21 protein-coding genes and 1 other RNA gene are annotated in these 23726 nt (G+C 53.9%); 11 read left to right on the top strand and 11 right to left on the bottom strand.

The window, feature by feature from the left end:
- Positions 1–12: 12 nt before the first annotated feature.
- Positions 13–1329: an NCS2 family permease gene (locus J3P34_RS20255; RefSeq protein WP_210490454.1), complete on the bottom strand. Its 1317-nt coding sequence runs from the start codon at positions 1327–1329 to the stop codon at positions 13–15.
- A 169-nt stretch (positions 1330–1498) separates the two neighbouring features.
- Here J3P34_RS20255 and J3P34_RS20260 point away from each other — a divergent pair, with 169 nt between their 5' ends.
- Positions 1499–1729 carry a hypothetical protein gene (locus J3P34_RS20260; protein ID WP_210464496.1) on the top strand — a complete coding sequence of 77 codons (231 nt, stop codon included), beginning with the start codon at positions 1499–1501 and terminating at the stop codon, positions 1727–1729.
- Between the two features lie 79 nt (positions 1730–1808).
- Here J3P34_RS20260 and hemL read toward each other — a convergent pair whose 3' ends face one another.
- The 3 genes from hemL to guaA all read right to left on the bottom strand — a co-directional run bounded on the left by hemL (position 1809) and on the right by guaA (position 6448).
- On the bottom strand, positions 1809–3107 hold the full coding sequence (hemL, locus tag J3P34_RS20265; protein WP_210464497.1) for a glutamate-1-semialdehyde 2,1-aminomutase: 1299 nt from the start codon (positions 3105–3107) through the stop codon (positions 1809–1811).
- Between the two features lie 99 nt (positions 3108–3206).
- Positions 3207–4892, bottom strand: a complete 1686-nt coding sequence (locus J3P34_RS20270) for an ABC transporter substrate-binding protein (RefSeq protein WP_210490455.1) — start codon at positions 4890–4892, stop codon at positions 3207–3209.
- 26 nt (positions 4893–4918) lie between these two features.
- On the bottom strand, positions 4919–6448 hold the full coding sequence (gene guaA / locus J3P34_RS20275; RefSeq protein ID WP_210490456.1) for a glutamine-hydrolyzing GMP synthase: 1530 nt from the start codon (positions 6446–6448) through the stop codon (positions 4919–4921).
- Between the two features lie 272 nt (positions 6449–6720).
- On the opposite strand from guaA, the gene J3P34_RS20280 reads away from it, so the two are divergent.
- The gene (locus J3P34_RS20280) at positions 6721–7383 is read left to right on the top strand and encodes a hypothetical protein (protein WP_210490457.1); all 663 of its coding nucleotides are present in this window, start codon (positions 6721–6723) and stop codon (positions 7381–7383) included.
- Positions 7384–7639: 256 nt separating this feature from the next.
- On the opposite strand, the gene J3P34_RS20285 is transcribed toward J3P34_RS20280, so the two are convergent.
- The 4 genes from J3P34_RS20285 to J3P34_RS20300 all read right to left on the bottom strand — a co-directional run bounded on the left by J3P34_RS20285 (position 7640) and on the right by J3P34_RS20300 (position 12209).
- Positions 7640–8329, bottom strand: coding sequence for an ABC transporter ATP-binding protein (locus J3P34_RS20285; protein ID WP_210490458.1), 690 nt, complete (start codon positions 8327–8329; stop codon positions 7640–7642).
- 166 nt (positions 8330–8495) lie between these two features.
- A complete protein-coding gene (locus J3P34_RS20290) occupies positions 8496–9743 on the bottom strand; it encodes an ABC transporter permease (protein ID WP_210490459.1) in 1248 nt (415 codons plus the stop codon).
- 11 nt (positions 9744–9754) lie between these two features.
- Entirely contained in the window at positions 9755–10876 is a 1122-nt protein-coding gene (locus J3P34_RS20295) for an efflux RND transporter periplasmic adaptor subunit (RefSeq protein ID WP_210490460.1), read from the bottom strand.
- On the bottom strand, positions 10866–12209 hold the full coding sequence (locus J3P34_RS20300; protein WP_210490461.1) for a TolC family protein: 1344 nt from the start codon (positions 12207–12209) through the stop codon (positions 10866–10868). Before J3P34_RS20300 ends, J3P34_RS20295 begins: the two co-directional genes overlap by 11 nt.
- A 215-nt stretch (positions 12210–12424) precedes the next feature.
- On the opposite strand from J3P34_RS20300, the gene ffs reads away from it, so the two are divergent.
- The 5 genes from ffs (at position 12425) to J3P34_RS20325 (ending at position 15410) form a co-directional block, all read left to right on the top strand.
- An RNA gene (gene ffs / locus J3P34_RS20305) (signal recognition particle sRNA small type) lies at positions 12425–12524 on the top strand.
- 235 nt (positions 12525–12759) lie between these two features.
- A complete protein-coding gene (gene fsa, locus J3P34_RS20310; protein WP_210490462.1) occupies positions 12760–13416 on the top strand; it encodes a fructose-6-phosphate aldolase in 657 nt (218 codons plus the stop codon).
- A gap of 89 nt (positions 13417–13505) precedes the next feature.
- Positions 13506–13709, top strand: a complete 204-nt coding sequence (locus J3P34_RS20315) for a fructose-6-phosphate aldolase (RefSeq protein WP_123128844.1) — start codon at positions 13506–13508, stop codon at positions 13707–13709.
- Between the two features lie 113 nt (positions 13710–13822).
- Complete coding sequence (locus J3P34_RS20320; protein ID WP_210490464.1) at positions 13823–14533, top strand: cell division ATP-binding protein FtsE; 711 nt, start codon at positions 13823–13825, stop codon at positions 14531–14533.
- The gene (locus tag J3P34_RS20325; RefSeq protein ID WP_210490465.1) at positions 14523–15410 is read left to right on the top strand and encodes a glycosyltransferase family 2 protein; all 888 of its coding nucleotides are present in this window, start codon (positions 14523–14525) and stop codon (positions 15408–15410) included. The genes J3P34_RS20320 and J3P34_RS20325 overlap by 11 nt, the downstream gene beginning before the upstream one ends.
- Before the next feature lie 102 nt (positions 15411–15512).
- Here the strand turns inward: J3P34_RS20325 and J3P34_RS20330 are convergent, their stop codons facing one another.
- Positions 15513–16379: a DUF6565 domain-containing protein gene (locus J3P34_RS20330; protein ID WP_210464507.1), complete on the bottom strand. Its 867-nt coding sequence runs from the start codon at positions 16377–16379 to the stop codon at positions 15513–15515.
- Positions 16380–16603: 224 nt separating this feature from the next.
- On the opposite strand from J3P34_RS20330, the gene J3P34_RS20335 reads away from it, so the two are divergent.
- The 4 genes from J3P34_RS20335 to J3P34_RS20350 all read left to right on the top strand — a co-directional run bounded on the left by J3P34_RS20335 (position 16604) and on the right by J3P34_RS20350 (position 20674).
- Positions 16604–17734 carry a DegT/DnrJ/EryC1/StrS family aminotransferase gene (locus J3P34_RS20335; protein WP_210490466.1) on the top strand — a complete coding sequence of 377 codons (1131 nt, stop codon included), beginning with the start codon at positions 16604–16606 and terminating at the stop codon, positions 17732–17734.
- Positions 17735–17840: 106 nt separating this feature from the next.
- Positions 17841–18854 carry a Gfo/Idh/MocA family protein gene (locus J3P34_RS20340; RefSeq protein ID WP_210490467.1) on the top strand — a complete coding sequence of 338 codons (1014 nt, stop codon included), beginning with the start codon at positions 17841–17843 and terminating at the stop codon, positions 18852–18854.
- A gap of 27 nt (positions 18855–18881) precedes the next feature.
- Positions 18882–19568, top strand: a complete 687-nt coding sequence (locus J3P34_RS20345) for a class I SAM-dependent methyltransferase (RefSeq protein ID WP_210490468.1) — start codon at positions 18882–18884, stop codon at positions 19566–19568.
- A 20-nt stretch (positions 19569–19588) separates the two neighbouring features.
- Positions 19589–20674, top strand: coding sequence for a glycosyltransferase family 4 protein (locus tag J3P34_RS20350; RefSeq protein ID WP_210490469.1), 1086 nt, complete (start codon positions 19589–19591; stop codon positions 20672–20674).
- 34 nt (positions 20675–20708) lie between these two features.
- On the opposite strand, the gene J3P34_RS20355 is transcribed toward J3P34_RS20350, so the two are convergent.
- Both J3P34_RS20355 and J3P34_RS20360 read right to left on the bottom strand, forming a co-directional pair.
- Positions 20709–22211 carry an oligosaccharide flippase family protein gene (locus J3P34_RS20355; RefSeq protein ID WP_210490470.1) on the bottom strand — a complete coding sequence of 501 codons (1503 nt, stop codon included), beginning with the start codon at positions 22209–22211 and terminating at the stop codon, positions 20709–20711.
- A 129-nt stretch (positions 22212–22340) separates the two neighbouring features.
- Positions 22341–23660, bottom strand: coding sequence for a polysaccharide deacetylase family protein (locus tag J3P34_RS20360; RefSeq protein WP_210490472.1), 1320 nt, complete (start codon positions 23658–23660; stop codon positions 22341–22343).
- Between the last annotated feature and the right edge of the window lie 66 nt (positions 23661–23726).

Consider the following 23726-nt stretch of genomic DNA (forward strand, 5'->3'; position numbering starts at 1 on the left):
CTAAACGGAAACCTATTCCAGCACCAGCGCCACAATACAGAAAACGTCCACAATGAGCAAGGGTAGGGTCACATCTTCTTTTTTCCCCGAAATCAGTTTCAAGGCAGTCCAGGAAAGAAAGCCCCAGATGATGCCCTGGGTGATGGAGTAGGAGAAGGGAATGAGCACCATGGCCAGAAAGGCCGGGATGGCCTCATCCAGCTGATCCCAGTTGATCTTTGTGACCGGCCGCACCATGAACACACCCACCAATACTACCGCCGGAGCTGTAGCAATGGCAGGCACCACCGATAAAAGCGGAGCCAGAAACAGGAAAGGCAGAAACAGCAAAGCGCCCACCACCGCCGTGAGGCCGGTCCGGCCGCCCTCTTCAATCCCCACCGCTGATTCAATGTAAGCCGTACCTGGGCTGGACCCCACCAGTCCGGCCAGCGTAGTAGCAATGGCGTCTACCATGAGGGAACGCTTCACGTTACGCGGTTCCCCGTGCTCGTCCAGCAAGTCAGCGGCCTCAGCAAGGCCTACCAGGGTGGAAAGACTGTCAAACATATCGGTGAAGACAAATGCGAAGATCACCGGCACTACCGCCCACTGCAAAGAGTTTAGGAGGTCTAATTTCAAAAACAGGCTGAAATCAGGGGCGGCAAAGATGCCCTGCCAGGTAATGAGCGTGCTGGCTTCTGCACCCGGCTCCACGCCCCACCAACGGCCGATGGGATACGCCGCCAGCGTGGTGAACAGAATCCCGATCAGGATGCCGCCTTTCACGTGTTTGGTAACCAGCACGGCCGTTACTAGTAACCCGGCCAGGAACGTAAGCACCGCCGGCGTCAAAGGCCCGATCCCGATGATGGTGGCTGGATTGGAGACGATGAACTTGGCGTTTGAGAACCCGATAAGCGAGATAAACAACCCGATGCCCGCCGCAATGGCGTACCGTAGCGGCCTCGGGATGGCCTTGATGATGTACGTCCTGATGTTGAACGCAGAGAGCAGCAGAAACACAATCCCGGACCAGAAAACCGCCCCCAATGCCACCGGCCAAGGTACTTTCATGCCCAAAACGGCGGTGAAGGTAAAGAAGGCATTGAGGCCCATGCCGGGAGCCACCAGAATGGGATTCTTGGCGTACAGGCCCATCATGAGGCTGCTGAAGAAACAGACCAGCACCGTGGCGGTCAGCACGGCGGAGAAAGGCATTCCGGCCTGGCTCAGGATGCTGGGGTTCACCACAATAATATAGGACGTAGCCAGGAAAGAGGAGATGCCGGCAATGACCTCGGTCTGGACGTTGGTTCCGTATTTCTTCAGCTCAAAAAAGGAGTTCATGGATGTCTGGGTTGGGTGATTGGTCTGCAACTGTTCTCAGGGAGAACCTTAAGCGGAAGCCCGTTAAAAAGCCAAAGTAAAAGGTTTCTGCTTCATTCCGGCTCCTTCGCCTAATTTAGACGTAAGCAAACGGTAAAAGTGCGGCTACCAAAACGTTAAACCAGCGGCTATGGAGAAACCAAAAGGAACCTGGCTCAGCCATCCCACCAAAAAGCAGTTGGTGCTGTTAACGGTATTCTGGGGCTTTGCGGCGGTATCAATGGTCTTGGCCATGACAAATTTCTTCAGCCAAAGCCTGTTAACCCAGAGAAACCTGGGTTTCCTGCTGTTGTTGGGAACCTCTGCCTTGATGATGCTGGGCGTGTACCTCAATTACTTGAAGGTGAAGAACAGCAGGTAAGCGTTCGGACTACTTATAAAGCATAAGCGGCACCTGATCTGTTTCAGGTGCCGCTTATGCCTTTTACTTGGTTTTGCAATTATGCCTGTAAAGCTTGCAGGGCTTCGCGGTTGGCAGCCAGGTAAGCATCCGCTAGATCATCGGTGATGGCAGCGGAAACGAACAGGGTCTCAAACTGGGAAGGGGCCAGGTAAATGCCGCGCTGCAGCATCTGGTGGAAATACCGACCGAACAGCTCCAGGTCTGAGGTTTTGGCCGAAGCGAAATCCGTCACCGGTTGCTGGGTGAAGAACACGCTGTACATAGAGCCCACCTGATTGATGGTGTAGTTCAGGCCTAGTTCCTGCATATTCTGCTTTGTGCCGTTCACCAGTTTATCGGTGATTTGCTGTAATTGGCCATAAAGCTCGGGGTGCTCATTCAGGTAAGACAAAGCCGCCATCCCCGCCGACATGGCGATGGGGTTTCCTGACAAGGTGCCCGCCTGGTACACCGGACCGGCCGGCGCCACGCTGTTCATGATCTCTACTTTTCCGCCGTACGCGCCCACCGGCATGCCTCCGCCAATGATTTTACCCAGGGTAGTCATATCTGGGGTCACGCCATACAGTTCCTGCGCACCGCCTTTGGCTAACCGGAAACCGGTCATCACCTCGTCAAAAATGAGCACGATGCCTTCTTTGGTGCACAGGTCGCGGAGGCCCTGGAGGAAACCTTCGGCAGGAGGGACCAGGCCCATGTTGCCTACCACCGGCTCGAGGATGATGGCAGCTATTTGGGCGGGATTGGCGTCAATCAGGGTCTGTACCGCGGCCAGATCGTTGTAGGGAGCAGTCAGGGTATCGTTGGCCACACCTTTGGTCACGCCGGGGCTGTCCGGAACGCCAAGGGTTATGGCGCCACTGCCGGCGGCAATCAGGAAAGAGTCGCCGTGGCCGTGGTAACAGCCTTCAAACTTGATGATCTTGTCACGGCCGGTAAAGCCCCGCGCCACCCTAATGGCCGACATGGTCGCTTCGGTACCGGAGTTTACCATGCGCACCTTCTCCACGCTGGGCACCATGCTGATGATCAGCTCGGCCATCTCCACCTCGCGGCGGGTTGGCGCACCAAAGGAAAGGGAACCAGGCAAGGCATCGCGCACGGCTTTCTCCACCACCTCGTGGGCGTGGCCCAGGATCATCGGTCCCCAGGAGTTGATCAGGTCCAGGTACTGGTTTCCGTCTTCATCGTAGAGGTAGGCACCTTTGGCGGATTTCATAAAAAGCGGCTTTCCACCCACAGCCCTGAACGCCCTTACCGGTGAGTTCACGCCTCCGGGAATTGATTCTTGTGCACGTTGAAATAGCTCCTGGCTGGTTGTATGGTTAAGTGACATGTGTTGTAATTGAGTGATGGAGAGAAGGAGTGAATGAGAGAATGAAAATTGGAAATGTTATTCAATTCATCATTCAATCTCTCAATCACTCATTTAAAATTAAAGCACCGGGTTCACCACCAGTAAACGGCCGTTCTCTACTTTAACAATAGGAAGGTACTGGTTGTCCTGGGCTTGTTTGCCGGATCCGGCTTCATAGCCGATGCCTTGGTAGAAGGCGCCGGGCTGAACGCCGCTTAATTTAGGAGGGGCGGAGTATCCGTTTTCCTGCAGGCTGCGGCCATAGTAGTTCAGTAACTCAAAACCGGTGTAGGTGAAAGCTGAGGGAGGCAGGTTATAACGGCTGGTGTAAGCCCGCTTGAAATTCTGCACCGCTGGGTTTTCTGGGTCAATGAACTTAGGCGCGGGGAAATACATCTCCAGGAAATCGAGCTGCGAAAAGCTGATCTGCGGGTTCTCCAGCCAGGACTGCGGGGCAATCACCGGCACTTTGGCCGCTTTCTGCTCCAGCAAGCTAACGGTGCTGGTGGCCACTGCCTGGTTAGAGGATTGCACCACCAGTACGCCCAAATCTTTCAGGTTCACGGCTCCCAGAACCCCGGCTACATTGGTGCTGGTCTTGGAGTTGATCTTCTGCGCGTTCACCACTTTTCCGCCCAAGGCGGTATAGGTGCGTCTGAAGTTTCCGGCAAAGACGGTGTCGTTTTTCTCGCTGTCAAACACCAGTATGGCCGTTTTCTTGGGGAACGTCTGGTAGGCGTAGGCCGCAGCACGCTGGCCCTGGGTAGCCACCGAAGTTTCCATCAAAAACAGGTACGGGTTGCCTTTAGCAATGTCGGCATCGTCTGAGAAGGGGTTCACCATGTTGAGGTTCCGCTGCTGGGCAATTTTGGCGGCAAAAGCACTGTTCCCTTTATAGATCGGCCCGATGACCAGATCCATGGTGCCCATCTCTGGCAGGGTCATGACCTTTCTGACCTGCGCCGTGTCATTGTTCACGTCATAAGGGAAGACGTTCACCCGCACGCCCTGCCTCTGCAATGAATCCCTCGCCGACAGAATACCGGCGTAGAAATCAGTGAGGTACAGGTTCTTTTTGTCTACTTTGATGGTGTTGTCCGAGACGTTGAAAGGTAGCAGCACCGCCACGTTGTAGGCATCTTTTTTGATGTTCTGTGAGCGATCCAAATAGCTGCGGTCCAGCTTGAAGTTGCGTACTAGGGCCTCCAGATCCGCACGGTCCTGCTGGGTGAACCAGCCGCCCACCAGTTTGTCGGCGTAGGCTCGGGCCAGGGTGGCGTCCTCGGGGAACTGGCGCATCAGGTACTGGAACGTGGCTTTGTCAGTGAGCAGCATCATGTAATGCCGCTTCATGGCTGCCACCTCATCGGTCATTGATTTTTCATCAATGACCGCCAGTGCTTTCAGAGCCCGCAGGTATTCTTTTTTCTCAAACAGTACTTGCCCGTGCAGGTATTGCGCATCAGCCAGGCCGCCCCAGTTGGTGTGCTCGGTGGTGAGTTGGGTGAGCATCTTGTCAGCCTCGGCCCACTTCTTCTGCCTTGATGCCGCCACGCTGTACAGGTAGGCGGCATCAGGAGCGTAGTTTTTACCCGTAACCTTGCTGGAGATGGGCTGTAACTCGGCCATGGCCAGGGCATACTTCTCCTGGTCCAGCAACAACCTTCCGTTCTGTAGCTTGGTGTTCAGGTCGGCAGAGGTCTGGGCCTGCACGTTCCAGCAAAGAGCCAATCCGGCCGTGGCAAGTACAATCTGTTTTTTCATCGTTTTCAGAAAAATAAGCGCTAAACCTATTCCCACTCAATGGTAGCCGGTGGCTTGGAGCTGATGTCATAGACTACGCGGTTTACCCCGCGCACCTTGTTGATGATCTCGTTAGACACATCGGCCAGGAATTCATACGGCAAATGGCACCAGTCGGCGGTCATACCGTCTACGCTGGTTACGGCTCTTAAGGCCACCACGCGCTCATAGGTCCGTTCATCGCCCATCACGCCTACGCTCTGGATAGGCAACAGCATAGCGCCGGCCTGCCAAACCTGATCATAAAGACCGGTTTTCTTCAGCGATGAGATGAAGATATGGTCCACTTCCTGCAGAATGGCTACTTTCTCCGGGGTGATGTCGCCCAGGATACGGATGGCCAGACCCGGGCCCGGAAACGGATGGCGCCCGATGATGGTATCTGCAATGCCCAGGGTTTTGCCCACCAACCGGACTTCGTCTTTGAACAAGGTCTTGAGCGGCTCCACCACTTTGAGGTTCATGAAATCTGGCAGACCGCCCACGTTGTGGTGCGATTTGATGGTCGCGCTCGGGCCTTTCACCGACACAGACTCAATTACGTCTGGGTAAATGGTGCCCTGGCCCAGCCACTTAGCGTCCTCTACCTGGTGCGACTCCTGATCGAAGACCTCAATGAACACCCGTCCGATGGCTTTGCGCTTGGCCTCAGGATCGGTTAAATTGGCCAATGCGGAGTAGAACTGGTCTTTAGCGTCAACGCCTTTCACGTTGAGTCCCATGTCTTTGTAGGAGTGCAGCACATCCTCAAACTCGTTCTTGCGCAGCAAGCCGTTATCCACGAAAATGCAGTACAGGTTCTTCCCGATGGCCTGATGGATGAGCATGGCCGCCACAGATGAATCCACGCCACCGGAGAGGCCTAGAATTACTTTATCATTGCCAATCTGCTCGCGCAGTTCGGCCACGGTGCTTTCAATGAATTGGTCTGGGGTCCAGTCCTGGGAGCAGCCGCTGATGTGCACCACAAAGTTACGGAGCAGGGTTTTGCCCTCGGTGGAGTGCGTCACCTCGGGGTGAAACTGGATGCCGTAGGTTTCCTGGTCTTTCACCTTGTAAGCCGCCACTTCCACTGAGTCGGTGCTGGCGATGACTTCAAAGTTGTCCGGGATATGCTTGATGGTATCGCCGTGTGACATCCACACCTGGGAATCAATGGTGATTTCTTTCAGGAGAAGGTTGTGGTGGTCTACGTGACTCAGTTTGGCCCGGCCGTATTCCCTGATGGTAGAAGCGATCACCTCGCCGCCGCCTTCCTGCGCCATGAGCTGCGCACCGTAGCACACGCCCAACACCGGCAGGTTGCCCAGAAACGGGGTAATGTCTGGGTTGGGATAGTTTTCTTCCCGCACCGATGACGGGCTACCGGACAGGATCACGCCCTTGAGATCTGGGGTGATTTCCGGGATTTTATTGAAAGGGTGGATTTCGCAGTAGACGTTAAGCTCGCGGACGCGACGGGCGATCAGTTGGGTGTACTGAGACCCGAAATCGAGGATGAGAATTTTTTCTGGCATGTGCAAAGGTACGTGCCCGTTTTAAAACATGAAAATGAAATTGCGGCCGAGTAGGGGAGAAGGCGGCAGCGCCTGTCATGAATACAGTTGACCGGAGCTTTTGTCCGTTTCAAGCACATTTTTGAAAAATCGGCCAGAAAAAAGGACGTATTTTACGAAACCAAAAAGAAGGCACGTATTTTGTTAATTAAAAGTGCAATCTTCCGGGGTCTTTGATCATGAAGAAAAGCTCCCGGTTGCCCGACCAGATTCTAACTAAAGAAACAGATATTATGTTAAAAGCTTTACTTCTCCCTTTCCGGACAGCATTAGGGGTGGTACTCACCGCTTCCCTACTGTTTGCCTGTGAGGCAGATTCAGATTCCACGGAGCCTACCCCTGAGGCAGCCCCCATCCACACCAGTTTTTCTATGGTAGACAGCATTAAGGTGGATGCCGCTTACCAGAACATGTACCCAGAGGCGTACGCTAACCTGCGGGGTAAAACCTACAAGGTAAATGCGCAGGACAAATTAGAGGCCTATTTCATTGAGGAGAACAACGGCATTACCCTGTACTTCAGAGACACGTCCACAGTGAACACCCGGTCATGGGTATCGGTGCATTTTAAAAACCGCACCATTCAGAACCTGCCCGCTTCTATTTCCCTCAAAGACGCGTCAGCTGTTTGCGTGCACAATGGCCAGAACTTCTCTGACGGCAGCGGCGCCATGTCACCCGGCTGCGTAATAGTGCTGGATGGTACAGCCACCCTGCAATACAACGCCCTCACCAAAGTGCTCTCAGGATCGGTAGCCAACCTGAAATTTGGCCTGGAATACTACGTGCCGGAATATTCCTTCCCTAACCGGGCAGGAAACGCCTTAAAAAGCAGCGGCTCCAGCCGTAACCTGAATATCACTTTCGAGAACATCAGAAGTCATTCCGGCAACTAAGAGCTTGTTCCTTTAAGCAAACTCATAAAAACCGTTGCGGGGCTGTTATCAACTAAACAGCCCCGCAACGGTTTTTCTTTTCTACTCATATAATAAGGTTATTTTGCAGGTATTCCCCTTCTGGGTGGGGGGCATTCTCGACCGGTATCGCTACAGCGAATCATTACTGCTTAATATAAAAGTCAATTTAATCATCTTCCACTTTCAGCCTGCTTTGCCAAAAGAAGCCCATAAACCGGCAAGGCAATCATGCTTACTAACGATTCTTGATGTTCCCGATGATATGGCCGTCGCTCATTTCCAGGATGCGGTCAGATTTGGCGGCGAATTCGTTGTCATGCGTCACGGAGATGATGGTCTGGCCCATTTCGCGTGTGAGTTGCTGAAAGATGTCCAAAACCACCTGCGTATTATAAGAGTCAAGGTTGCCGGTGGGTTCATCGCCCATGATGATGTTGGGATCGTTGATGAGCGCCCGCGCGATGGCCACGCGCTGCTGCTGCCCGCCTGAGAGTTTGTTAGCCGGTTTCTGTGCCTGTTCTTCCACACCCAAGAGTTTCAGCTTTTCCATGGCCCGCGCCTCAATCTCTTTTTCAGAATGCTTTTTCAGTTTCAAAGCCGGAATCATGACGTTCTGCAACACCGTGAACTCGGGCAGCAGAAAGTGAAACTGAAACACAAACCCGATGTGCTCATTCCGGAACCTTGCCAGTTCATTCTGGTTCTTGCCCGTCAAAAGTTCCCCGTTCAGCTCCACCGTGCCCTCGTAGTCGGTGTCCATGGTGGAGAGCAGGTACAGCAGCGTAGATTTCCCACACCCAGACTTCCCCACCAACGACACGAATTCCCCCTTCGGCACCTCCAGATTGATATCCGTGAGCACCTGGAATTTCTCCGGCTCATAGAAGTACTTGTTCAGGTGCCGAGCAATGAGCAGTGGTTCCATAAGGAGATTTGGAGATTTGAAAATTTGTAGGTGTGATGATGAAATGATATTGATATTATTTTTATCTTTTTAGCCTGATTTCTGAAATTGACCTCAAAATCTTTCTCTCTTGAAATACCCCTCCCCATCTTCTCATCACCACATCTTCTCATCTCCAAATTAAATGTCACTGTCCTCTTATAATCTCAATGGGATCTGCTTTTCCGGCGGCGCGGCTGGGGAGATAGCCGGCGAAGGCAGTGGTGGCATTCCCGAAGATCAGTCCGATAAGGTAGTATTTGAGGTGGAAATTGACGGGCAGCGTATCCATGGTCACAATGTCTCCGCCGTTGAAGGGCACCAGGGAAACCAGGTAGGAGAGCCCCAGCCCCACGGCCAGGCCTAGCACACTCCCCATCAACCCGATGGCCATGGACTGGATGAGGAACACGTTGCGCACGTCACGGGCGGCAAAACCGGTGGCTTTGAGGATGGCGATGTCCTTCATCTTGTTGTGGATGGTCATGTTGAGGATGTTGTAGATCCCAAAACCGGCCACGATGAGCAGGGTGATGGAAACCGAGTAGGTGAGGATGTTCCGGATGATGGAGCCGGTGAGAAAAGTGGCGTTAGCGGTTTCCCAGTCCTCGGCTTTGTACCCGTAAAGGCGCTGCAGTTCGGCGGCTTTGTGCTTGGCCAGATCCAGGTCGCGCAGCTTGATGTTGATGTCGGTGACGTAGCTCTGGTCTTTCTGCAGGATCTTCTGCACCGTGCTGATGTTGGCGTAGGCTTTGGCGTTGTCAATGGTGCCCAGGCCCATCTGAAAAGTGCCCACCACGTTCAAGGTCATGGTATAACCCTGCGGGGTGGTGATGACTACGCGGTCGCCGTTGATCATGTTCAGTTTCCGTGCAAGGCCCGCGCCCATGATGATGCCATCGGTGGAGACCAGCAGATCCTCCAGGCTGCCGGTCTTAATCTTCTGCCGCAGCTTGAAGAGTTTGTCCTCCTCCAGAATGTCTACCCCGGCCAGGTTGCCGTTGAGTTGCACGGGGCCGTAGTTGTAGAACACCTGCGTGCTCAGGAGCGGGGCGGCGCCTAGAACCAAAGGGTCCTGCCGCAGCTGCTCGGCAATCTGGAAGGCGTTTCTGATTTTGGGCGTCTCGTTTTTTGGTTTAGGATGGTGGACCACCACCAAGCCCCTGGGTTTCTGCTCTTCCAGGATGCTTTTGCGGGGCTCGGTGACATCGTTGTACATCCTGATGTCCGGGGTGGAGGTCATGGTGAGTTCCTCGGTGAAATCGTTAAGACCCGTCATGAGGCTCACCATGGTAATGAACATGGCAATCCCGAAGGTCACACCGAGCATGGCCACAATGGTTTGCCGGGGTTTGGCCAGCAGGTGGGTTTTGGCGATCCGCAGCGCGAGGTTCATGCTTTCATCAGTTAAGAAGGAAGAATGAGTTTGGTCTGGGGCGTGAGGCCCGAGGTGATCTCTACTTCGTTCAGGGTCTCCACGCCTTTGGTCACTTTCACCCGGGTGGGTTTGCCGTTCTGCTCCACATCCACGGAGTCGCCGGGCAGGAGCAGGGTGCGCGGAATTACCAACGCCTTGTCTTTCTGCCGCGTGATGATGTTGGCCTCAAGCGCCAGGCCAGAGTAGTAGCCGGGCAAAGAATCGGTGAGTTTGGCGTCTACCCGCAGTGATTGGCTCTGCGGGTCTACCATGGGGTAAACTTTGGTTACCTGTCCGTTGAAAACCTTGCCCGGAAATGCGTCTATTTTCACCAGAATCTTCTGACCCGGCTTCACCCGCTGAATATCTAGTTCGTCTACCAGCAACCGAAGGTAAAACTCGTCTAACTGCCCGGCTACGGCAATGGCCTCGCTGCGGCGCACCAGCTCGCCTGGTTCTTTGAGCAGTTTCAGTAACGTGCCGTTGATGTTGCTCCGGACCGTGAAGTTGCCGCGCTCGCTTTGGGCCACCTGCAGGTTGCTGCGCGCATTCTGGACATCGAGGTACAGTTGGTTCTTCAGTTTATTGTAGCGGCTCAGCTGCGCCTGGTACTCGCTGCGGCTGTTCTGGTAAGCCAACGCATAGCGGTCATATTCGGCTTTGGAGGTGGCGCGGTTCTGCAGCAGGTTCTGGTAGCGCACGAAGTTAGCCGAGTCATAAGCGCGTTTGGCCTGGGCAGCTTGTAAGGCCGCAGCAGCCTCCCGTAAAACCGGACTGCCGTTCCGGTAGTTGTCGGCGGCCATGTTGGATGCTTCCCGCGCATACTGTAGCCGGGCATTCTGCTGCGGACTTTCCAGCACAAACAACACCTGGTCTTTCCTGATAGGTTGACCCTCCTGCACCAGCTTTTTCACCAGCACGCCCTCGCCCTGGGCAAAGATCTGGTACTCCTGGTCAGACACCACGTGCCCCGAGGCATACACCGCCTCCGTAAGCGGCTTTATCTCCGGGGTAACCGTTTCCTCGCCGTTCCGGCAGGAAAGAAACGTGCCGCTGCCCAACAAGAACAGGACTAAGGACTTGGCATGAAATGATTTGTGCCTACTTAACATACAGCGCTGGGTTGTCAGGTTGGGCAAAGTGGTTCTTGATCTGCAGCAACGCGCGGTTCACGTAATAATCTGCCATAGCGTTGAGGTAAAAGTTCTGAGACTTGAGCTTCTCGGTGTACACCTGCAGGAGTTGGTCCACGGTGTACACGTCCTGGTGGTATTTGTAACGGGCAATGGTGTAGTTCTCCTGGTACAGGGCGTAGTGCTGACGGTAATTCTCCAGGCTGCTCTGCGCGTTCTGCAGGGAAAGATTGATCTCCTCGTTTTCTTCCTGCGCCCGCAGGGCGAAATGCTGCAGCTCGTTCACGGCCATCTGCTTCTGCAGGGTGGCTCTCCTGAACTCGGCTTTCCGGTTGAAGCCGCTGAACAAAAGCCACTCGGCCCGCAAGCCCACCCAACCTACCTGGTACCAGGGATAAGCGGAATCAGTAAAGTTGAAGGCGTTGCGTTGGGCCTGCTGCGTGAACCGCCCGTACATGGAGACCTCCGGTAGCCAGCTCAGCCTTTGTTTCTGTTCCTCGGTCTCGGCGGCCTGGATGCGCCATTGCAGGGCCCGGTATAAGCCCAAAGCCTCCACGGTGGGCTGGGGTGGGGGAGCGGCAGTTTCTTGGTCGCTCAAGGTCTCGGTTAATTGCAAGTCTTCCTTTAGTTTGATGCCGCAGAGCATTTTCAGGCGGGCCAGGTTTTTCCGGTACACGGTCTGGTTGTCGTTCAATTGCTGGCGGCTTTCCAGTTGCAGGGCTTTGAGGCGGTTCAGTTCCAAAGGTTCGGCCAGGCCGTTCCTGAAACGCTCCGCGGCGGTGAGCAGCAGGGTGTCGTTCACGTGCAGGTTCTCCTGGGAGAGGGCGGTGGCCTCGCGGTTCAGGAGACAGAGGTAATACATTCTGGCAATCTCCTCGCTGGCTCTCTGCTGGGCGTCCTGCTGCTGGTAATAACTGTACTGGACTTCAGCTTGGGCGATGCGGCGGTTTTTCCACGCCTGCACGCTTACTAAAGGCAGTGCCGCCTCCAGGTGGAAAGCTAAATTGTATTGCGTCCCGAACTGTACCGCCACCAGTTCGCCTTTCTCACCGTTCACAAACTCTGCCGGGATCAACTGCACCGGCAGGGCCAAATAGTCGTCAAAGGCACCGGAGACCTTCACCTGCGGATACAATGGTGCCTTGGCGCGAATGGCTCCCTGCTCTGCCACTTGCCGGGCCAGGTCTGCGTTGTGCAGATCGGGGCGGTGCTGGAGCGCGTAGGTTGTAGCTTCGGGCAGGGAACCGAAGGTCACCTGCGCCGTTGCCCGCCCGCCGGCCAGGAGAAAAAAGAACAGGAGGTATTTGTTCATTTCAGGGTGAAGGAACAAGGTTCTGTGCTTAAGCTATGAGTGGGAAGGAGCTTGAAAAAAATGTTTGCAAAAAGTTACTCATTTTTCGGGTTGATTATCAAGCGTTAAGGGATTTATTCTTGTAAGACGGGTGGCCGAAAACTGTGTATTTGGCCTGTTTTTCAGAAAATAGACAGAAAACCGCTTGCGGTGAACAAAAGTGTTCCTATCTTTGCAACGGCAAATCGGTACGGCCAGCTCCTGCTGAACTCCCCCAGGCCCGGAAGGGAGCAAGGGTAGGTGGTTGAGCGGCGCGATACTCGATTTGCCGCTTTTTTTTGCCCATACCCCAACGGATTTCCTTCCGTCAATCAACACCCCACTTCCTTCCCAAGTGCCTGTTTTAAGCCCGATTTTCCCAAAAGAGGCCTGAAACGAACACATTACCTTCAGTTTTTCAGCCAAGTCTAATCAACTGACCAAGGCAATTCCTTTAGGCTAAAATACTTGCGGCGGCCATTCGGTTTTACAGCAGATTGAACTAGATTTGTGTTTCCAAACTACTTCAACTATGAAATTTTTCATTGATACCGCTAATCTTGCTGAAATCCGCGAAGCCCATGATTTAGGCGTGCTGGACGGCGTTACCACCAACCCTTCGCTCATGGCCAAAGAAGGCATTGTGGGGTATGACAATGTCATGAAGCACTACCGCGACATCTGCGAGATTGTAGACGGAGACATCAGCGCTGAGGTCATTGCCACTGATTTTGACAACATGGTGAAAGAAGGAGAGGAGCTGGCCCAGCTGCATCCGAACATCGTGGTGAAGGTTCCTATGACCCGCGACGGCGTGAAAGCCATAAAATATTTCACTGATAAAGGCATCAAAACCAACTGTACGCTCGTTTTCACGGCAGGTCAGGCCTTGCTGGCCGCCAAAGCCGGGGCTACCTACGTGTCTCCGTTCGTGGGCCGCTTGGATGACATCGGGACCGATGGCCTGAACCTGATTGAGCAGATCGTGCAGATTTACCAGAACTACGGCTTCCCAACCGAGGTATTGGCTGCTTCTGTGCGCCACGTGATGCACCTGGTGCAGTGCGCCGAGATTGGCGCCGATGTGGTGACCTGCCCGCTGAACGTGATCACCGGCCTACTGAACCACCCGCTCACCGACAGCGGCCTGGCCAAGTTCCTCGCCGATCACAAGAAAGCGAACGCATAAATAATTGAGAATTTAGAATTAGGAATTAAGAATTTAGGGTCGCAATCATCATTCCTAATTCTTAATTCCTAATTCCTAATTAAAAGAAGGTGTACATCATCAAAGTAAAAGGCAAGGCCAAGATCCCGGACTACATTCAGCTGCGCGATGAGAACTTCGTGCTGATTGCCTATTTCAGGGCCGACCGGCCGCTGAAGAACCTGGACCGCTACGGCCTGGACAACAAGGAGGAGGAGCTGGCCTCTGTCATTGCCGGCCTGGAGTTTGGCAAGCTGCAGAAACTGGAAATTTAAGCCTGTTTTTAGAGAACGGCGGCAAAACGCTGATACCCTGACTAGCTGTTCTAAAGCCGTTATCACAAGATTACCCGCTGCCTGGCAGCATTTAACTTTACCTTTTACCTGCTATGGATTTCTCGTCTAACCCGGTGGTGTCGCTGCACAAAGTGTCTATTTTCCAGGATGTGAACACCGTCTTGTCTGATGTGACCTTTACCATTGAGAAAGGGGAGTTTGTGTACCTGGTGGGCCGCACCGGGAGCGGCAAAAGCTCGCTCCTGAAAACCCTGTACGCCGATCTTCCCCTGCGGGCGGGCACCGCGCAGGTGGCCGGTTACAACATCCATACGCTTACCTGGAAACAGGTGCCTTTCCTGCGCCGCAAGATTGGCATCGTCTTCCAGGATTTCCAGCTCTTGTTTGACCGCTCCGTGGCAGACAACCTCAAGTTCGTGCTCAAAGCCACCGGCTGGGGCGATAAATCCCGCATCAAGAACCGCATCTCTGAGGTGCTCATGCGCGTAGGCCTTGACTCCTCGGCAAATAAAATGCCGCACCAGCTTTCCGGCGGGGAGCAGCAGCGCGTGGTCATCGCCCGGGCCTTGTTGAACGAGCCGCTCATCCTGTTCGCCGATGAACCTACCGGAAACCTGGACCCCGATGTGACCCACGGCATCATGGACCTGTTCCAGGAGATCAACAACAGCGGCACGGCCGTGCTCATGGCCACCCATAACCACCACATCCTGAAACGGTTTCCGCGCCGCATCCTCAAGTGCGAAAAAGGCCTGGTCCTGGACTCTACCCGCGAGGAGTTCTCCCTTATAGATGGAATCTGAGGTATCCATACTCATTCCCGTCTTTAACCAGAACGTTACCGCGCTGGTAGAAACCCTGCACCAGGAAGCCAGTTCATTGCCCATCTCCTTTGAGATCAGGGTCTATGACGATGGTTCTAACGCAGTAATCCAACATCAGAACCAATCCCTGGAAGGCGTTTCCGGCGTGGTTTACCAGAAGCTGCCCCAAAACGTAGGCCGCTCCCAAATCCGCTACAAACTAGCCCAGGAAGCCCGTTTCCCGCACCTGCTTTTCCTGGACAATGATGTACTGCCCGTTTACCCTGATTTCCTGCAAAGGTATCTTGTGGTTGGGGACGAAGGAGTAACGGTAGGTGGTGTCGCGTATAAAGAAAATCCTCCGACTGGCCAGGAACTGCGCTGGAAATACGGCAAGGCCCGAGAGGAAGCCCCAGCCCGAGAAAGGCAGAAGAATCCTTACCAGCGCGTCTTCTCCAGTAACCTGTTTCTGCTTAAAGAAGTGTTTTTGGCCTGTTTCTCGCAAAACGAACTCAGCGGCTACGGCCATGAAGACACGCTCTTCGCCTGGCGACTGCAGCAGAGCCAGATAGACGTCCATCATATTGACAACCCAGTCTGGCACCTGGGCCTGGAGCCCGCCGATGTTTTTCTGCTCAAGACCCAACAGGCGCTTCATAACCTGGTGCTCCTCCACCGTAAACACGGGCTTGGAAAAGATACTAAACTCCTGAAAGCGCACGCCTCCCTCGCCAGGTGGAAAGTAGGCCAGCTTCTGCGGGAAAACAGCAACTGGTTGTTCCCTCTGTTAAAGAAAAATCTGGTTTCCCGCAAACCAAACCTGCGCATGTTTGATCTTTATCGACTGCTGCTGCTGGATAAGTACCTGAAGAAGTAATCTGCTTCTGACCTGTTTTCACCAATCCGAGGCCAAACAGAAGGCATAAAAAAGCCCCTCCAACCGGAGAGGCTTTTTTTATTCAATGAAAGGACGTCCTAATTAATCGTTGTCTTTCACGGCGTTGCCTACTTTTTGGGCAGCTTTCTTGGCGGTGTTACCTACGGCCTTACCTGCATCTTTGGTAGCTTCACCTACTTTGCTGTTAGACACGTCTTTGCCCACTTCTTTCACGTCTGAACCAACTTTAGAAGCGGTGTTGCCGGCTTTGTTGGCGTTTTTCATGGCCACGTATTTGGTTTTGGCCTTGGCAATTTCCCACTTGTCTTTGTCGGTCAGCTGGCTTTGGATGGCGTTTTTGCGGTCATCCAACTGGTTCCAGTACTTCTCTACGGTTCTCCAGTCTTCGTTGCTGAACCCGGATTTGTGGGCTTCCACGTGCTTCACGAAATCCTCATACGCCGTTCTGATGTTGGTAGCGGTGTAAGTTGGGATTCTGCTTTCATCCAAATCAGCGGTATGGCTGGAAGTGCTTCTGCTGGAATCTGAGGCCAAACCTGTGCCTTGATGGCTCATGCGCCAGGTGTTGTACTGCTCTTCGCGGGTAGCCCAGGCAGTGTTGTATCGGGACTGCAGTTCGGAGTACTCTTTCCGGCGGTTCTCGTCAAAATCGTTCTCGTACTGTGCTACTGCTGAACGCTTGGCTTCATAGTCAGATTGCCACTTTTTCATTTGGGCATCGCCATCAGCGGTAGTGGTATCCCAGCCGCGTTGTACATCAGACTCCAGGGTAGTTACGTGGTTTTTATAATCATTGTAGGCTTGGTCTGGAGAAGAGGTAGTTGTGGTGGTAGTAGAAGCCGCAGTGTCGGTTTTTTCCGTGCGGTTACACGCAAACTGGGTAAAGGCCAGCCCCAAAGAGGCCGCAAACACCAGTGTGCTTTTTTTAACAGGATTGTACATTTTCATAGTCTATAGGTTGTTTTATGGAACAAGGTAATTGTCTTTGCTTTGAACGAGAACGGTTTATAGAGGTTTCGTTTAACATAAGAATGCTAATGGTTAGCGTTTGTAATTGTATTTTGCAAATAATGTTATTGAAACGGTTTGTTGTTCTGGCGGCAGGAATTATCCGGGAGAAGTACGTATGGTTCCGGTAACTACTACTTATATTTGTCTTTTCTATTGAATACATGAACCAGCTCCAGATGGTAGACCTCAAAGGTCAGTACCAGCGCCTGAAACCCCAGATTGATGCCGCCATGCAGGCGGTGGTAGACAGTACCGCTTTCATCAACGGACCGCAGGTGAAAGCCTTCGCCCAGAACCTGGGCCAGTACCTGCAAGTAGGCCACGTGATTCCCTGCGCCAACGGCACCGATGCCCTCCAAATCGCCCTTATGGCCCTGGATTTGCCCGCGGGCGGAGAGGTGATTGTGCCCACTTTCAACTACGTGGCTACTGCTGAGGTAATCGCCCTGCTGGGCCTCAAGCCGGTGTTCGTGGATGTGCTGCCCGATACCTTCTGCATTGACCCGGCCAAAGTGCGCGCCGCTATTACGGAGAAAACAGTGGCCATCATGCCGGTGCATTTGTTTGGGCAGTGTGCGCCCATGGAGGAGATCATGGACCTGGCCATCGCGCAGGAGCTTTTCGTGATTGAAGACAATGCCCAGGCTATCGGGGCGCAGTACATAGACGCCGAGGGCGGAACCTCGTTTGCCGGTACCATCGGGCACATCGGGACCACTTCCTTTTTCCCGTCCAAGAATCTGGGCTGCATGGGAGATGGCGGCGCTATCTTCACCCAAGACATTGACCTTGCTTCTACTTTGCAACAGATTTCCAACCACGGTCAGCACAAGAAATACCACTACTCCCGCGTAGGCGTCAACTCTAGATTAGACACGCTGCAGGCCGCCTTGCTAGAGGTGAAACTCACCCAACTGGACGATTTCATCCTGCGCCGCCAGAAAGCTGCCGGCACTTATGACGCCTTTTTCGCGGAGGTGGAAGAAATCAAAATACCTTCTCTAGCGCCTTACAGCAGCCACGTCTTCCATCAGTACACGCTCCAGGTGCCCGCAGAGAAACGCGATGCCTTGAAAGCCTACCTCCAGGAGAAAGGGATTCCTAGCATGGTCTACTATCCGGTGCCGCTGCACCTGCACGAAGCCTACGCCAACCTGGGCTACAAAACTGGTGATTTCCCTATTTCCGAGGAACTGTGCCATAAGGTGATTTCCCTGCCCATGCACACTGAACTCACCGAGGAACAGCAGACCTACATCGCGGAAGCGGTCATCAGCTTTTTTAAAGGATAGCCAATTCAGGTGCTTTTTAATGAATGCACCCACAAGGAACATAAAAGGAATATGAATCAGGATCCTGGAATTCTTAATTCCTGATTCTTAATTCTCAATTAGAATAATGTCAGATAAGATAAAGTTTGCCGTCATCGGCGCGGGACACATAGGGAAGCGCCATGCCACAATGGTGCAGCGCCACCCCGAGGGGGAATTAGTAGCCATGGTAGACACTGACTCAGGCCGTTTGGATGAAGTGGAGCCTTTCGGGGTGCCGTTCTTCACCAGCATGGAAGAGTACCTGGCCTCAGGTCCCAAGGCCGATGTCATCTGCGTGTGCACGCCCAATGGTTTCCACGCCGAGCAGGCCATGCTGGCTCTGGAGAACGGCAGCCACGTGGTTTGTGAGAAACCCATGGCCCTGAGCAAAGCCGACTGCGAGCGCATCATCTACAAATCTTTGCAGACCTCCAAGCTGGTGTTCTGCGTGATGCAGAACCGTTACAGCCCGCCTTCACTGTGGCTGAAGGAGATGATCTCAGAGCAGCGCCTGGGCCAGATTTACCTGGTGCAGATCAACTGCTACTGGAACCGCGACAACCGCTACTACAAGGCCGGCAACTGGAAAGGAAACCAGGCACTGGACGGCGGCACGCTGTTCACCCAGTTCAGCCACTTCATTGACATTATGTACTGGCTCTTCGGGGACATCAAGAACATCCACGGCCGGTTCATGGATTTCAACCACCAACACCTCACCGATTTCGAGGACAGCGGACTCATCCATTTTGACTTCATGAACGGAGGCGCCGGCACGCTCAACTATTCCACGGCCGTGTGGGACACGAACCTGGAAAGCAGCATGACCATCATCGGGGAGAAGGGGAGCATCAAAGTGGGTGGCCAGTACATGAACGAGGTGGAGTACTGCCACGTGCAGGACTACGTGATGCCGGAGCTTCCGCCCAGCAGCCCCGCCAACGACTACGGCCACTACAAAGGCAGCGCCGCCAACCATCATTTCATCTTCGAGAACGTGATTGACACGTTGAAAGGGAAGACCTTCGCCACCACTAACGCCCTGGAAGGCCTTAAAGTGGTGGAGATCATTGAACGCATTTACGAATTGAAAAAGTAACGGCTTTCCGGCCACAGAGAAAAACCCATGTCAGTATCTGATTTTTACGACGACTATACCGAGCAGCAGTTCCAGAAGGGCATCCACATCCGGCACCGGACCATCTTGAAGAACCTGAAAGCCGCCGGCCTGAAGGCTGACTCCAAAGTGCTTGAGATTGGCTGCGGTATTGGCACGGTGACGCATCTTTTGGGCAAAGCCACGCCGCAGGGGAAAGTATTGGCCGTAGACATCAGCCCGAAGAGCATTGACATGGCCCGCCGGTTCAACCAGCAGTTCAACCACGTGGAGTTCGCCGTCACTGACATGACCGATTTCAACCGGCCGGAGAAATACGATTTCGTGGTCTTGCCCGATGTGATTGAACACATCCCGCTGGAGCAGCACCCCAACCTGTTCCAGGTGATTTCCCGGCATCTGCACAAGAAGTCTGTCGTGGCCATCAACATTCCGCACCCGCTTTACCTGACCTGGGTGCGCGAGCATCAGCCGGAGCTGTTGCAGGTGATTGACCAGCCCATCCACACAGATGAACTCTTGCGCAACACCTACTCCGCCGGTCTGTACCTGCACAAACTGGAAAGCTATTCGCTGTTCTCGCAGGTAGAGGATTACCAGTGGATCATCCTGAGGCAGCGCCTGGTGCCGGAAACCGTGCAACCCAAGTCTAAGGTTGACCTCAAGCTACAGGACCTGTCCTCTAAGTGGCTGTAGCGTTTTAAGCCTGTTTTTCCATGTCTGCGCGTAAACCCGTTCTGCTTTATTTCTACCCGGCCCAGTCCTCCTTCGTGGTGAAAGACCTGCGGCTTATGGAGCAGCAGTACGAAGTGCGCCACCGGGGTTTTATGCCGAAGAAGAAGTGGCAGACGCCTTTGGTCTGGCTGGGTCAGGTGCTTTTCCTTTTGCGCCATATCTGGCAAGCCCAGGCCCTGGTGGTTATGTTCGCCGGCTACCATTCCTATTTTCCGGCCCTTTTCGGGAAAATAGCCCGAAAACCCTGCCTCATCGTCGCTGGCGGCACCGACTGCGTGGCTTTTCCCAGCATCGGGTACGGGGTTTTCGCCAATCCGCTATTAGGCCGTTTCGCCCGATGGTCGTACGGGTTGGCCGCGCACATCGTGCCGGTGCATGAGAAACTGGTGTGGCAGGACTATACCTACCAACCCCACGATTTCCCGCACCAGGGTTTTCGGTTCCATTGCCCTGATTTGAAGACGCCGCACACGGTGGTGTACAACGGGTATGATGCCTCCTTCTGGAGACCTGATCCTACGGTGACCCGCCAGCCCAATACTTTCCTGACTGTTTGCGCCGGACTGGACATGCGTTTCACCCAACGGTTAAAAGGCGTGGATTTGATTCTGGAAGCAGCACCCCGCGTACAGGAGGCAACGTTCACCATTGTAGGAGCGCCTACCGGTTTCCGTTTCCCTAACCAGCCGGCTAACGTGAAGCTGCTGCCTAAAATGCCCTTGGCCGATCTAAAGGCTATTTATAGTGCCCACACCTTCTATATGCAACTTTCCATGTCAGAAGGCTTCCCGAATGCGCTGAGCGAAAGTATGCTGTGCGGCTGCGTGCCTGTGGTCAGCAACGTGGCCGCTATGCCTGATCTAATTGGCGAAAGCGGTTTTGTGCTACAGGAAAGAAACCTGGATTTACTGGAGCAACTGATCAGGCAAGCCCTTTATGCTGATTCTGCTGATAATCTTCTTGAACGCGGTCAAAAAGCCAGAGCGAACATCGAGGAGCAATATCCAGAGACAAGAAGAGAGCAGGAGTTGCTGGCTTTGCTTCCGCAGTTGATCAATAAGAAATAACCTTCCATTTACCAGAACCTGTACTAGTTACCACCTATTTCGCCAGCCCAAAGCGCAGCAGGGTTTTCCTGATGCCGTTATTCAGCTCCGGCGAGACCTTCAGTCCGATGGCCAGACCTCCGTACACGGCGGTAATCAAAATGGACCGCACGGCAATGTCCAGCAATGGCGTACCCCCGAAAACATCTGGCAGTTGCGGCAACAACCAGGAGGCCAGGTAAGTTACTCCGGCAATGAGCAGCAGCAGAAGAGAATCCCACCCAAAGGGCTGCATTTTGAAAAAATAGCCCACAAACACCACCCGGAAGACATTGATGAAGATGAGCACCAGCATGGAGGCGAAAGCAGCCCCGCTGATGCCGTAGGTAGGGATTAACAGGTAATTGGTGAAGATGACCAGGATCACCATAACCACGTTCAGGATCAGGTCATAGCGGTATTTGTGCGAGGTCACCAGGATCATGGCGTTCAGGCCGGTGGCCAGCTCAAAAATGCGGGCGATGCCCATGAACAGGATCACGTAGCGACCGGCGCTGTACTCGGCGGGCATGAAGGCGAAGATGTTGTCCACGTTGCACCAGATGCCCAGAAACAACAGCAACCCGATGAGCAGGTTCACCCGCGTCATGTTCTTGTAGAGCCGCGCCAGGGCGGGCATGTCCTCCTGCTTAAAAAGATCGGCTACCTGCGGACTCAGGATTTTGTTCATGGACCGGTACGGCACCAGGATGGCGCTGGTGATGAAGTACCCCGTGGTGTAGAACGCCACATCGGCCAGGCCCCGGTACATCATGATCATGGCCGTATCGGTGAAGGTCACGATGGTACCGGAGATGTTGCCCAGGAACGCATACAAGCCGTACTGTACTACTTCTTTGATAGGCACGATCTGGAACATGTTCCGGCCGGGCCGCACAAAGAACTGCCGAAGCCACAGCAAATACACAATGCAGATCAACGCTGTGCTGGAATTAGCCACGATGAACAGAATCACGAACCACTGAAAGTCAATCCAGCCCCAAAAATAAAGCGCTGCGCAGATCATGGTGAAAATGCGCACCAGAAAATCCTGGAGGAACGTCTGCACGATGGTTTTGTAGAGCGAGCGCAGGTACGCATCCAGCAGCAGGAACAGCAGCGTGAAAAAACTGAGCGGGATGATGTAATAATAGTAATCCACCGCCAAAGGCGAGGTGACCCGATACAGCTCAAACACCGCCGGTTTCAGCAGCAGGAACAACACCGTGACCACCGCGAAGCCCAGCATGGGAATGGCCAGCATCAGGAACAGGAAGCCGTTGTGCTGTTTGTCGCGGTCGCGGAAGTAGGGGAAAAAGCGGGCGCTGGTGTTGGTGAACCCCAGGGCGGCAAACTGCGCGAACATGGGCGAAACGCTCAGCAGAAATCGGGTAAGCCCCACTTTGTCCGGGTCGCCGAGGAAATATGGGAGAACTAAAACTGTATTCAGGTACCCGATGACCATCCCCAGGGTGGAGATGATGGTATTCAGATAGCCCTGTTTGCGGATGACATCCATGGAGTGCGTACGGCGTTTTGAGGCCGTTTTTACAAAAACAGGCTTAAAATAGCCTCGGCCCGAACCGCAAAAATAGCAGCTTCTGCGGTGGCTTTCGCTATGGCCCGTAAAATTGACCTGACCGCGTCGTTACTGCATTTGGCTGATTACTTCCCGGGCGGTGCAGAAGCTGGTCTGGCGCTTCTGCAGGTAACCGGTGATCTCCCGGAACATCTCCAAACCGCCTTTCATGCCGTAGGGGCTGAAGTTCTCGTTGTGCCAGAGCAGGGTAAACGTGCCGTGGAACCGGATGATCTCCTCCAGCATGGGCGTAATGGCGGGCAACACCTCATGGCGCTGCAACTGCAGGTACTTGGGGTGGTTCAGGGTCACGTCCATCAGGTTCAGGGGCAACTCCCAGATGGGCGACATGCTCCGGTCCTTGAAGTTGAACAGCCGGAACGGGTGGCAGTAACTGTTCCGGAAACCGTAATGCTCGGGGAAGCCCAGGGTGCTGTCATAGGCAAAACCCAGTTCCTCCAACACCGCGGGCGTCTTCACCGGGTCAAAGCGCAGGTAATGGAAACGGTTCCCAGTGACGGGCAGGGGCAGCTTCTCGACCTCGGTCTGTAGTTGGCGGGCTTTGGCGCCGGTGCCGTGGCTGCCGTGCACGCCAATCTCGTGGCCTGCCGCGGCCAAGCGCATGATTTCACTTTGGATCTTGGGGTCAGCCACGTCATAGTCGGCGTTGGGGTGACCATCAAAGGGCTTGGCCTCGGGCAGGAAGAAGAAGGTGCCTTTGGAGTTGAGTTTCTGTAGTTCTTGCTCTACCTGCGGCAGGTTAAACCAAGCATCGTGGCCGGTGAATTTCTGCTGCGCCAACTTCAGGAACAAACTTAGATTCCCCTTTTTCAGGGCAGGCTTCCCGGCCACTTTCCAGGCGCTCTGGCAGTAGTCAACGTCATGGGTGAGGCAGGTGACAAAGGGTTTGCCGTTCAAAAGGCGGGGCTTGATTTCCTGACTGTAGGCAAGTTCCACCGCTTCCTTAAGAATCTCCAGATAATAATTGACCAGAGGTTTGGTGATGAAACGGTGGCGGTTTTGCTGCGAAGCCCGGTACGGGAACCGGTTGAATTCATCGCGGTCTTTGCCGTAGAATTCCTGCCAGCCGCTCAACAGGTAAAACGCCGAGGTCACCAAATCATAGTGGATCACCACTTGCCCTTGGCCGTTCTGGGTAAACCAGGGCTCGTCCGGGGTCTCGTCAAAGAAGAGGGGGATCTTGGTGCCTTGCCATTCTTTCCAGACGGTCTGCACGGGGTGGGGCAGTTGCCGCCCGAAGAAAGTGCTGGAGGTGGCAGTTACTTGGATTCGGCTTTTGTTATCCTGACCGTAACTTACCTCCATGGGTGAGGGCAAATAGTACAGGCGCTGGAAATGAAAAAGGACGTAATCAAAAATGCTGTTCACGGGCTGTAAACGATGCTTTTTCTGGTTCTGGTATAGGATTTAGGGCCGTTTTAAGAAAAATGGCCC

Origin of the sequence: Rufibacter aurantiacus (genome assembly GCF_017916345.1) — a bacterium.
GTDB lineage: Bacteria > Bacteroidota > Bacteroidia > Cytophagales > Hymenobacteraceae > Nibribacter > Nibribacter roseolus.